The organism is Mycobacterium colombiense (genome assembly GCF_003284975.1).
In the GTDB taxonomy this organism is placed as follows: Bacteria; Actinomycetota; Actinomycetes; order Mycobacteriales; family Mycobacteriaceae; genus Mycobacterium; species Mycobacterium europaeum_A.
Map to the genome: position 1 here is coordinate 1 of NZ_QMEU01000135.1, position 10,041 is coordinate 10,041.

Annotated in this window: 11 protein-coding genes; 4 read left to right on the top strand and 7 right to left on the bottom strand. The window is 69.4% G+C overall.

The window, feature by feature from the left end:
- Window positions 1-140: 140 nt before the first annotated feature.
- The gene (locus DQP58_RS24055) at window positions 141-1,637 is read right to left on the bottom strand and encodes a bifunctional phosphatase PAP2/diacylglycerol kinase family protein (RefSeq protein ID WP_112710640.1); all 1,497 of its coding nucleotides are present in this window, start codon (window positions 1,635-1,637) and stop codon (window positions 141-143) included.
- A gap of 28 nt (window positions 1,638-1,665) precedes the next feature.
- On the opposite strand from DQP58_RS24055, the gene DQP58_RS24060 reads away from it, so the two are divergent.
- Window positions 1,666-2,439: a hypothetical protein gene (locus tag DQP58_RS24060; protein WP_112710641.1), complete on the top strand. Its 774-nt coding sequence runs from the start codon at window positions 1,666-1,668 to the stop codon at window positions 2,437-2,439.
- Here the strand turns inward: DQP58_RS24060 and DQP58_RS24065 are convergent.
- From DQP58_RS24065 to DQP58_RS24075, 3 genes are all read right to left on the bottom strand, one after another.
- Window positions 2,427-3,098, bottom strand: a complete 672-nt coding sequence (locus tag DQP58_RS24065; RefSeq protein ID WP_112710642.1) for a GAP family protein — start codon at window positions 3,096-3,098, stop codon at window positions 2,427-2,429. The genes DQP58_RS24060 and DQP58_RS24065 overlap by 13 nt on opposite strands.
- Before the next feature lie 49 nt (window positions 3,099-3,147).
- Window positions 3,148-3,801, bottom strand: coding sequence for a GAP family protein (locus DQP58_RS24070; RefSeq protein ID WP_205869531.1), 654 nt, complete (start codon window positions 3,799-3,801; stop codon window positions 3,148-3,150).
- 74 nt (window positions 3,802-3,875) lie between these two features.
- Complete coding sequence (locus tag DQP58_RS24075) at window positions 3,876-4,181, bottom strand: hypothetical protein (RefSeq protein WP_065051124.1); 306 nt, start codon at window positions 4,179-4,181, stop codon at window positions 3,876-3,878.
- 153 nt (window positions 4,182-4,334) lie between these two features.
- On the opposite strand from DQP58_RS24075, the gene DQP58_RS24080 reads away from it, so the two are divergent.
- The gene (locus tag DQP58_RS24080) at window positions 4,335-5,867 is read left to right on the top strand and encodes a glycosyltransferase family 39 protein (protein WP_112710644.1); all 1,533 of its coding nucleotides are present in this window, start codon (window positions 4,335-4,337) and stop codon (window positions 5,865-5,867) included.
- Here DQP58_RS24080 and DQP58_RS24085 read toward each other — a convergent pair whose 3' ends face one another.
- Window positions 5,868-6,695, bottom strand: coding sequence for a glycoside hydrolase family 16 protein (locus tag DQP58_RS24085; RefSeq protein WP_112710645.1), 828 nt, complete (start codon window positions 6,693-6,695; stop codon window positions 5,868-5,870).
- Window positions 6,696-6,999: 304 nt separating this feature from the next.
- Between DQP58_RS24085 and DQP58_RS24090 the strand changes: the two genes are divergently transcribed.
- The gene (locus DQP58_RS24090) at window positions 7,000-7,623 is read left to right on the top strand and encodes a hypothetical protein (RefSeq protein ID WP_112710646.1); all 624 of its coding nucleotides are present in this window, start codon (window positions 7,000-7,002) and stop codon (window positions 7,621-7,623) included.
- 75 nt (window positions 7,624-7,698) lie between these two features.
- On the opposite strand, the gene DQP58_RS24095 is transcribed toward DQP58_RS24090, so the two are convergent.
- Window positions 7,699-8,718 (bottom strand): NADP-dependent oxidoreductase, encoded by a 1,020-nt coding sequence (locus DQP58_RS24095; protein ID WP_112710647.1) that lies wholly within the window; start codon window positions 8,716-8,718, stop codon window positions 7,699-7,701.
- Between the two features lie 57 nt (window positions 8,719-8,775).
- On the opposite strand from DQP58_RS24095, the gene DQP58_RS24100 reads away from it, so the two are divergent.
- Window positions 8,776-9,453 carry a DUF3060 domain-containing protein gene (locus DQP58_RS24100; RefSeq protein ID WP_112710648.1) on the top strand — a complete coding sequence of 226 codons (678 nt, stop codon included), beginning with the start codon at window positions 8,776-8,778 and terminating at the stop codon, window positions 9,451-9,453.
- A 14-nt stretch (window positions 9,454-9,467) separates the two neighbouring features.
- On the opposite strand, the gene DQP58_RS24105 is transcribed toward DQP58_RS24100, so the two are convergent.
- Window positions 9,468-9,806 (bottom strand): hypothetical protein, encoded by a 339-nt coding sequence (locus DQP58_RS24105; RefSeq protein WP_369806975.1) that lies wholly within the window; start codon window positions 9,804-9,806, stop codon window positions 9,468-9,470.
- Window positions 9,807-10,041: the final 235 nt, after the last annotated feature.

A 10,041-nucleotide genomic window follows, 5' to 3' on the forward strand; every position in this document is an offset into this window, starting at 1 on the left:
CGCCAGGCCGCCTGGGCGCTGAGCGGATCACCCGCACCGCCCGCGTGGAATCCGCCACCCACCATCGAATACACCGCGGACCCCGCGCCCGACGTCGCGGAGCGCTACGCGCGGGTACGCGACCTCACCGAGGGGGTCACCTAGTCGCCGGACAGCGGCCGAAACACCGGCAAAACCCGGTACTTCGCAATGAAGCTGGCCCTGTCGTGTTTCTCGCGGACCTCGCCGTCGCAGGCGATGACCGTGGGTCCGTCGACGGCGCTGAAGCTGAATTCGGGCACCTGCAGCTCGTGGTAGAGCGGGCTGCGTTCCAGGCGCCCCAGGGCGAGCGCGGTCAGGATCCTGGTGCGCGCCCAGTGCCGCCCGGTTTCGAGGATGCGCACATCGATCAGGCCGTCGTCCATCCGGGTCCGCCGCGCGGGCGCGAACCCGCTCGGCAGGTAGAGCGAATTGCCCAGGAAGAACAGGGATGTCAGCAGCGTCTTGTTGTCGTAGCGGATGCGCACGGGCTGCTCCTTGCGCAGCGTGCGCAGCATGGCGTACAGGCCGGCCAGCGGCTTGCCGATGCGTTTCTCGAGCTTTTCCCGCCGCCGCACGAACGCCGGGTAGGCGCCGACGCTGGCGGTGTTGAGGATCATCTGAGAGTCGTTGAGGCACACCAGGTCCACGCACGCCACGTGGCCGCGCCGGATCGCGTCGACCGTCTTGGCCACGGTGTCGCAGCCGATGTCCTTGGCGAAATGGTTGAACGTCCCGGCGGGAAAGACGGCCAGCGGCAGCCCCACCTCGATGGCCACCCCCGCGGCGGCCGCGACGGTGCCGTCACCGCCGCCCACCGCCAGCACCTCGGCGCCTTCGGCCGCGCTGCGCAGCACCTGCACCGCGTCGTCGCCGGGACCCAGTTCGCGGATGTCCACCTTCGGTAACGCGGCACGCACCTCGTCGACGACCCGGGCCCCGGTGCCGCTGCCCGACTGCGGGTTGATCACCAGCACCACGCCGGCGCCGTCGGGCCGCTGCGGGGCCGCGACGCGAAGCGGTTCCGTTCGTGGAAGGGCGGTTTCGACGATCGGCGGGACGAGGCGGCCGCCCAGCACGGCCAGGCCCGAGCCGATGCCGAACCCGGCGATGACGTCGCCGGGGTAGTGCGCACCGGTCGCCACCCGCGACAGCCCCACCAGCCCCGCGAGCAGCGCGAGCCCGAAGCCCAGTGTCGGGTTCTCCAGCCCCACCCCGATGGCGAACGCGGCGGCGCTGGCGGAGTGCCCCGACGGCAACGAGTTCGACGTCGGCCGGCGGCGGACCTGTCTGACCAGGGGCACCAGCTCGTAGCCGGGTCGGGGCCGGCGGCGGATCCGCTTGGCGACCTGATTGGTGACCAAGCTGGTGGCGGCGAGCGTCACCAGGCCGCGGGTCGCGCCGCGCTGCGCGCTTTGGCGGCCGGTGGCCAGCAGCGCCGCGCCGATGGCCACCCACAGCTTGGAATGGTCGGCCGCCCGGGTCAGCGGCGGCATCACCGTATCCAGCAGCGGGGTGTCGGTCTCGGCGATGGCATCGAACAGCTCTCGATCCAGCGTGCCCAGTCCCCGGGTGATCTGTTTGATGCCGCGTGCGCGTTGCCAGGGCCCCCTGCTCATTCGCTACACCCTAAATTGGTCCGAAGACATGGACGCACACGGCTATTGCAGTAGATGGCGCGACAATGCCGATCGCCGCGGCGTCGCCGCACCCGTCGTCGCCGAGATCGCCCGTCGGTACGGCATCACCGCCGCTCGCTTCGGGGTGCTGGAGGGCATGGCCGAATTCATCGACCCGCACGGCAAATCGTTCTTCCTCATCCCCGCCTACGCCGACGGTGCGCGGGCCCGCGACGCCGCGCTGATGACCTACGTGTTCAACGCGGACACCGGCTACGGCAAACCGGGCGCGCGGCCCACGGATTTTCCGGCCACCCCCTACGGCGCCGCTGAGGTGGCCCGAATCATGGCCCGGCAGAACGCAAATCGCTGGAGTTATGCCCGCGACGTCGGATTCGTGCACCGCAACGGGGGGCGCCTGGTCGCCACCCCCAACGGCATGCTCATGGGCCTGGGCGGTAACTGGATGCAGCGGCTGTTCAGCCAGCGCGGCGGGACCACTTGGGGCGACATCTTCCTGGTCAACGTGGGCAGGGTCACCGACCCCGGCGGCCAGCTGCACCGGATCGTCTTGTCCGGGTGCGCCTGGTTTCTCGACCGGGCCGGCACCCCCCGCGCCAGCCGCCTCGACCTGGATCGGGTGTTGCACCACGAGGAGCGGCACGCCGCGCAGTGGGCGAACCGCGGCTATCTGGGCATGCTCACCGGCTACGGCCGGGAGTTGTTCCGCGAGTTGGCCTTTGGCGCCGTGAACAGGTTCGAAGAGGACGCGGGCCTGGCCGACGGTGGTTATAAGGCGTGAACCCCGTGATAGAGCACCATCGCGCCGATCACCACGAAGACCGCCGCCAGTAGGGCGCCGTTGTTGCGGTCCATCCAGTCCTTGAGCCGCGCCAGCGTGTCATCGAGGCGGCTGCCGGCCGCGGCATAGGCCAGGATCGGGATGGCGACGCTGGAAGCGGCGATGGCCACGAAGAACGCGGCGGCCACCCAGTCACCGGCGAGGCCGAGCCCGCTGGTGCCGATGCCCAGTCCCGCGGGGACGCAGATGAGCGACACATCCGGGCGCACCACGGCCAGCACCGCGCCGAGGACCCCGGCGCGGGGCGGGGTGATACTGGCGAACGAGCGCATCCAGGCCGGGGATTCGGCCTGGCCGTGCCGGTTGAGCCAGCGGTAGATGCCGTAGCCGATCAGTGCCGAACCGAGCACCACGCGCAGCCACGACGACCACCGCGGGGGCGCCTTGTCCAAGCCGCCCAGCAGGCCGGAGGCCGCCACCGAAATCGCCGTCAGCGCGGACAGGCTCAGCAACCAGCCGCCCAGAAACGCCAGGCTGCTCGGCCGCGGCCGCGGCGCCTGGAGCACCAACACCGCCGGAATGACCGTGAGCGGAGAGAGCGAGATGACCAGTCCGAGCGGAACGAGGCCGGTCAGCACCGTCCCCCAGCTTCCTGCCATGGGCGGCATCCTGCCATTGCCGTGCCGGTGCGACGCCGAAACGCGCCGATCAGGCCAGCGTGCGAATCCCGTTGTAGAGCACGATCAACCCGATCAGGAACAGGATGACGGCCATCATCGCGTCGTGGTTCGCCTCCATCCAGGCCTTGAGACGTTCCAGGGCATCGTCGAGGCGGTCCCCGGCGCCGACGTAGGCCAAGACCGGGATGGCGACCGTCGACGCGGCGAGCACGACGAAGATCGCGGCCGCAATCACCTGGGCGCCGGCGCTCAGAGCACTGTTGCCGACGGCCAGGCCGGCGGCCGCGCACAGGATCAGCACCTCGGGCCGTACCGGCACCAGCACGGCCCCCATCACCCCGGCGCGCGCCGGCGACAGGGTGGAGAACGAACGCATCCAGCGCGGCATGCTGCGCTGCCGATGCCGGGTGAACCAGTGATAGGCGGCCAGCGCGAGGAGCGCCACGCCGAAGGCCAGCCGCACCCAGGCTGCCCATTTCGGCGGAGTCGCGTGGAAGCCGCTGAGCAACTCCGACCCGCTGACGAAGGCGGCGGTGAGGGCGACCAGGCCCAGCAGCCAGCCGCCCAGAAAGGAGAGGCTGGCCGGGCGCGGCCGGGGCGCGTGCAGCACCAGCACGGCCGGGATGACCGTGATCGGCGACAGGGCGATGACGGCCGCCAACGCGACGAGTTTGCTCAGCACCGAGCCCCAACTTGTGTCCACGGGCAGCAATCATCGCATTGGCGTGGCGCTGCCACCGCGGTTTACCGGGCCGGTCAGCCTTTGCGGCGCAGCGTCCAGGCGGGCACCCAGTGTGTCACGGTCCTGCGCTTCGAGCCGTACGCGACGGGATAGGTCACCAGCCCCCACCAGTCGCCCTGCTCGCACAAACCCCAGCAACTCAGCCACCCCTCGACGACCTTGTGCAGCTGCAGACCGTTGGGCTGATACCGCCCCGAGCGGTGCGGCTCGCGCGGGAAGAGCACCGTCAGGTCGACCAGCACCGCGACCGCCGGACGCACCACCCGAAACGGGCTCCGGACCGGCTGGCCGTTGTACCCGATCGACGCGAGCGGACCCATTGATCGATCATACGTTCGAATGGGCGACGCGTTGAGCCCCCCGATTCGGCCGGGTCGCTTCTGGCAACATAGCGGTGTGTTCAGCCAAACCGCGACGTCCCGGGCGGTTCGGTGAGCATCGAAACCACCGAGGTAGCCCGGCGTCGTCGCCGCGTGCTGGGCGACCACCGACCGGCGGTACCGGCCGCGCTGGACCCGGTGATCGTCGCCGTGCTGGCCGTCGCGGTCGGCGTGGCCGGCGGCGCCCGGCCCTCGTTCTGGTACGACGAGGCGGCGACCATCTCCGCCGCCTACAGCCGGTCGCTGGCGCAAATGTGGCACATGCTGGGCAACGTCGACGCCGTCCACGGTTTGTACTACCTGCTCATGCACGGCTGGTTCCAGGTCTTCCCGCCCACCGAGTTCTGGTCGCGCGCGCCCAGCGCCCTGGCCGTGGGGGCGGCGGCCGCCGGCGTCGTCGTGCTGGGCAAGCAGTTCTCGTCCCGGACCGTCGCGGTGGCCTCCGGCGCGTTCTGCGCGATCCTGCCCCGGACCACCTGGGCGGCCATCGAGGCGCGCCCGTACGCCATGTCGATGATGGCCGCCGTGTGGCTCACCGTCCTGCTGGTCTACGCCGCGCGCCGCGACACCGGTTGGCTGTGGCTGGCCTATGCCGTCGCGCTGGCCTGCTCGATCGTGCTCGACGCCTACCTTGCCCTGCTGCTGGCGGCGTACGCCGTGTTCATCGGCGTCTTCCACCGCGCCCGAACATCCTTGGCGGGCTTCGCGATTGCCTCTGCGCTGGCGGTGGCCGCGCTGCTGCCGTTTTTGATGACGGTCGCCGGGCAGGCACACCAGATCAGTTGGGTCGCACCCATCGGCCACCGCACCATCGAAGACGTGGTGATGCAACAGTATTTCGAACGATGCCCGCCGTTCGCCGTGCTGTCGGCGCTGCTGCTCGGCGCGGCAATCGTATTGTGGCTCAGCGGGTCCGCGCGTCTGGCGGATTCGCAGCGCCGGCTGCTGGTGCTGACGACGGGGTGGCTCGCGGCACCGACGGCCGCGATCGTGACGTATTCGGCGCTGGTTCATCCGATCTACACCCCGCGCTACCTCTGCTTCACCGCGCCCGCGCTGGCGCTGATCCTCGGCGTCTGCGCCGGCGCGGTGGCCGCGCGTGGCCCCTCCAGACCCTGGGTGACGGTGGCGCTCGTCGGTCTTTTCGCCGTGGCCGCCGCGCCCAATTATGTTCGGGTGCAACGTAACCCGTATGCCAAATACGGTATGGACTACAGCCAGGTCGCCGACCTGATCACCGCGAAGGCCGCACCGGGCGATTGCTTACTTGTCAACGACACGGTGACGTTCATGCCGGCCCCGATGCGGCCGCTGCTGGCGGCGCGCCCGGACGCCTATCGCAAGCTAATCGACCTTACGCTGTGGCAGCGGGCGACCGACCGCAACGACGTGTTCGACACCAACCTCATCCCCGAGGTGGTGGCCGGACCGTTGAGCCAGTGCGGCGTCGTCTGGATCATCACCCAGGCCGACCCGTCGCAGCCGTCGCACGAACAGGGTCCGGCGCTGCCGCCCGGCCCGGTCTATTGGGCGAGCACCGCCTTCGGGGTGCCGCACGACCTGGGCTTCCGCCTGGTGGAGCGCTGGCAGTTCAACCTGGTCCAGGTGCTCAAAGCCCAGCGCTAGTCACCAGATGTGGATCCAGTCGACAAGCATGTCCGCCGGGTAGGTCGCCGCCGCGGGATCACCGGCACCGACCCCGCCGACCGCCAGGGTGAACATGGGCGTCATCCAGTAGCCGGGATTGTTGAACGGCCAGCGGAAGTCGTCCGGGGCGCCGCCGTGGACGTGGATGGGTTTGTTCGGCACGGTGAAGTACTGTGCCCCGTCGCGGGCGAACTGGAATCCGTCCTCACCCCAGTGCATTCGCCAGGTGTGCCAGTTGCCGTCCACCATGCCGGGGATGGACTTGCCCTCCCATGTCTTGCCGTTCGACGCGGCGTGCACCGTGGTGCCCGGCGGCCACGAGCCGTTGCCGTACCACTCGAAAAGGTCGACCTCGCCGTCCGGCAGCGGGTCCTCGTTCACACCCCAGAACGCCGACCACAGGCCCGGTTCCAGACAGTTCAGTTTGATCCGCGCTTCCCAGGTCTGGTTGATCATGCTGCGGAAGTTGCCGCGCAGTTTGGCGCCGTAGTAGGTGTCACCTTCCTGGGTGGCGCGCAGCACGAGATTGGAGTTGCCGTCCTGGAACACGTTTCGGCGGTCGTCGCGGTAGATCCCGGCGACCGGCGGGAACACGTCGTCCTGCCAGGTCTGGATGGTCCACTTGCCCGGATCGGGAGCCGAACCCGCCGGGCCGTCGAACTCGTCGGCGAAGATGAAGCCGCCGCCGCCCGCCGCCGGTGCGGCCGGCACCGACGGGCCCGATGGGGCGGCCCAGGCACCCGGCAAGCGCATCGCAGCCCCGATCATGCCGAGGCCCGACATCAACATCATGCTGCGACGATCCATCTAAACCACCAATCGTTAAAGCCGGCTCGTCAAGCTCGGCGCGATCTCACCAGGCAACTCTCGCAAACGGTGTTATGAAACCACGCGGTGGGGTGACCCGCATGCTGCCGTCGCGATCCGCGCGCGACGTTCCCGATCACGACCCGCGCCCCGGTCCGTCGCCGCGATCCCCTGGCATAAACAAGGGACGATAGCAGCCGTGACGCCCGCTTCCAGGGATTTCACGTCTCAACCATCAACCTAGTTGACATTGCCGCGGCCGCTGGTATCAAGGAGATTGATGGTTCGAGAAAGGAAAACAACCATGTCTCATGGATTCTTCGGCGGTTTCGGTGGGCCCGGTTTTGGCGGGCCCGGTTTCGGCGGTCCGGGCTTCGGTGGGCCCGGCTTCGGCGGTCCGGGCTTCGGTGGGCCCGGATTCGGCGGTCCGGGCGCCGGTGGCCCCGGCTTCGCGCCGTTCGGCAAGAAGGGTCGGCACGGTCTCAAGCGCGCCGCGTTCGTCACCGCGGCGTTGCTGCTGGACGGCCCGGCCGATGCCGCACAGGTGGTGCAACGGGTATCCGACGCGACCGGCGGCGCGTTCACCCCTCCGCAGGACATCGCCGAGCTTGCGATCGGGATCCTCGCCGGTCGAGGCGTCGTCACCGTCGACGGCGGTGTGGCGACGCTGACCGAGCTCGGCCGAAACCTGTTGGCCTGGCGCGGCGTCAGCAGCGAGACCGCGCACGCCTTCTTGGGCCGGGCGGCCAAGTTCGGTGACGTGGCGAAGATCCGCAAGGAGCTCTTCGAGATCGCCGGCCTGGCCCGCACCATCGCCTGGACGGGCACCGACGAGCAGAAGCAGCAGCTCGCCGAGACCCGCACCAAGGTGCTGGAGGCGCTGACCGACGCGCGCAAGGCGCTACACCGCGTGCTCGGCGAGGCCTAGCGCGGCGGCGCCGGCCGAACGTGGGGCATATCAAGGGAATTCGCACCCAAGCCCCCACGTTCGGCGCGGTGCCGGCTAGCGGGACGTTGGTTCGCTGAGCCTGACCAGGGTCTTGCCGACGTTGACGCCGGTGAACAGGCCGTTGAGGGCATCGACGCACGACTCGATGCCCTCAAAGATGGTCTGCCGGTGGTGAAGTCGGCCCTCGGCCTCCCACTGGCGTAGCGCGGCGAACGCCTCGTCGAAGCGGCCCCACTGATCGAGCGCGTTGAACCCCTGCATCAACGCGGTCTTGGACAACAGGTTCACGTAGTTGGCCGGCCCGGGGTGGTCTCCGGTCAGGTAGCTGGAGATGACGCCGCACAGGACGACGCGCGCGCGCGAGGCCAGCCGGCCCAGCACGGCGTTGAGGATGGGCCCGCCCACATTGTCGAAGTAGACGTCGACGCGTTGCGGGCAATGCTTTTTCAGCGCCGCCGCGACGTCGTCGTTCTTGTAGTCGATGCACGCGTCGAAGCCGAAGTCCTCCACCACCGCCCGGCATTTCTCCGAACCGCCGGCGATCCCCACCACCCGGGCGCCGGCGATCTTGGCGATCTGCCCGGCGACCGATCCGGTTGCGCCCGCGGCCGCCGACACCACCACCGTTTCCCCGGGCTGCGGCCGGCCGATATCGGTCATGCCGAAATAGGCGGTGGCGCCGGTCGGCCCGTAGACCGACATGATCGCCAGCTGGTCGTCCTCCCCGGGGATCGGCGTGCTGAACAGGTCGTCACGGATGAGCGCGTATTCCTGGAAACCGGTCAGGGTGGTGACCACGTCACCGACGGCGTAGGCGTCGCACCGCGATGCGACCACCTCGCCGATCCCGGCCGCCCGGATGACCTCACCCAACTGCACCGGCGGAAGGTAGCTGGGCTGGTCGTCGAGCCAGGTGCGCGCGGCGGCGTCGATGCCGACGTACGTTGTGCGCAACAACGCCTCGCCGTCGGCGGGTTCGGGCGCCGGCGTGGTGACCAGTTCCGTGTCCTCCGGCCGGACCAGCCCGGACGGGCGACGACGAAGCAGGACCTGGCGATTCGGCACATCGGGCACGATCGTAAAAACTACCGAACCGGCCGTAAACGCAGAAGCGAATGGCATATTCATTCCATGGCAGCAAACGAAGACCCGGAAGACCGGATCCGGGAACTCGAGCGCCCGCTCGCCGAGGCGGCGCGGGCGTCTGAGCAGGGCAGCGCGCAGCCCGCCGGCCAGAACTATCCCCCCGGCCCGGCGAGCGCCCCGTGGACATACGGTGGGCCCACGTTCGGCCCGCCTCAGCAACGCCCTTCCGGCAACCGCGCGTGGTGGATCGTCGGCACGCTCGTCGCCATCGGTGTGCTGGCCCTCGCCGGCGGCATCGCGGCCTTTGCCGCACACCAACTTTCCGGGGTCAAGTCGATCATCGCTACGCCGCCGACCATCTCCAAAACGTCTAGCCCGCCGAGCATTTCGACGAGCCCCGGCCCGGCGACGTCCCGCCGCAAGTCGGCCGCGCCGTCGACCTCACCCGTCGCTCCGCCGGGCACCGAGCTCAGCGTGTCCGGCATCAACGAGAATCGGACCATCGCCTGCAACGACAACATCGTCAGCGTCAGTGGGGTTTCCAACACGGTCACGATCACCGGGCATTGCACCAGCCTGTCGGTGTCCGGTGTGCAGAATTCGATCACCGTGGAGACGGTCGACAGCATCGAGGCCTCCGGCTTCAACAACAAGGTCACCTACCGCTCGGGCGCACCGCAGGTCAGCAACTCCGGCGGCTCGAACGTGGTGCAGCAGGGCTGAGCCGAAAACTCTTGTTACGCAGGCTCTTCGGCGTCGTCGTCCAGGACGCTGACCGCGATGCCGTAGGGCAGGAACCGCACCTTGCGTTTGGGGTCGACGTTGTTCTTGTTCGCCCGCAGCGCGTCGAGTTCGGTCGCATAGACCTGTTCGACGCGCGCGCCGCCGCTTTCGTCGACCGTGTAGATGGCCCACACGCCCTCACCGGCTTCGCCGGCGGTTTCCGGGGCGCTGCGCGGGCGCCGCGTCAGGTCGTCGAAGACGGCGGACCAGCCCGTCCGGGCGCCGGGGGCGGCCACGAACCTGCTGACCCGCTCGAACACGTCGCGCAGGCCTTCGCTGCCTTCCCGAATCATTCGATCGAATTCGTCGGGGTCGAATCCGAATCCACTGTGCTCGCCCACGCGACCTCCTTGGCGCTCGTGCCGTAACTGCCAGTGTGCGCTCAGTCCAGACCGTTTGCCACGCGCTACGGGGCCGGTGGCGCCGGCGGGGGCGGCGGGGTGATCGGAATCGGCACCGTGACGAACGGGAAGTGCAGATACATCGTCACCGGCGGCTGCTGGGGCAGCTGCGGTGCGGCGGGCGCGG

Coding starts and splice junctions, on each gene's coding strand:
- DQP58_RS24055 (WP_112710640.1), bottom strand. CDS start 1,637: ATGAGCAGGGGGCCCTGGCAACGCGCACGCGGCATCAAACAGATCACC.
- DQP58_RS24105 (WP_369806975.1), bottom strand. CDS start 9,806: ATGATTCGGGAAGGCAGCGAAGGCCTGCGCGACGTGTTCGAGCGGGTC.
- DQP58_RS24060 (WP_112710641.1), top strand. CDS start 1,666: ATGGACGCACACGGCTATTGCAGTAGATGGCGCGACAATGCCGATCGC.
- DQP58_RS24085 (WP_112710645.1), bottom strand. CDS start 6,695: ATGGATCGTCGCAGCATGATGTTGATGTCGGGCCTCGGCATGATCGGG.
- DQP58_RS24075 (WP_065051124.1), bottom strand. CDS start 4,181: ATGGGTCCGCTCGCGTCGATCGGGTACAACGGCCAGCCGGTCCGGAGC.
- DQP58_RS24090 (WP_112710646.1), top strand. CDS start 7,000: ATGTCTCATGGATTCTTCGGCGGTTTCGGTGGGCCCGGTTTTGGCGGG.
- DQP58_RS24065 (WP_112710642.1), bottom strand. CDS start 3,098: ATGGCAGGAAGCTGGGGGACGGTGCTGACCGGCCTCGTTCCGCTCGGA.
- DQP58_RS24100 (WP_112710648.1), top strand. CDS start 8,776: ATGGCAGCAAACGAAGACCCGGAAGACCGGATCCGGGAACTCGAGCGC.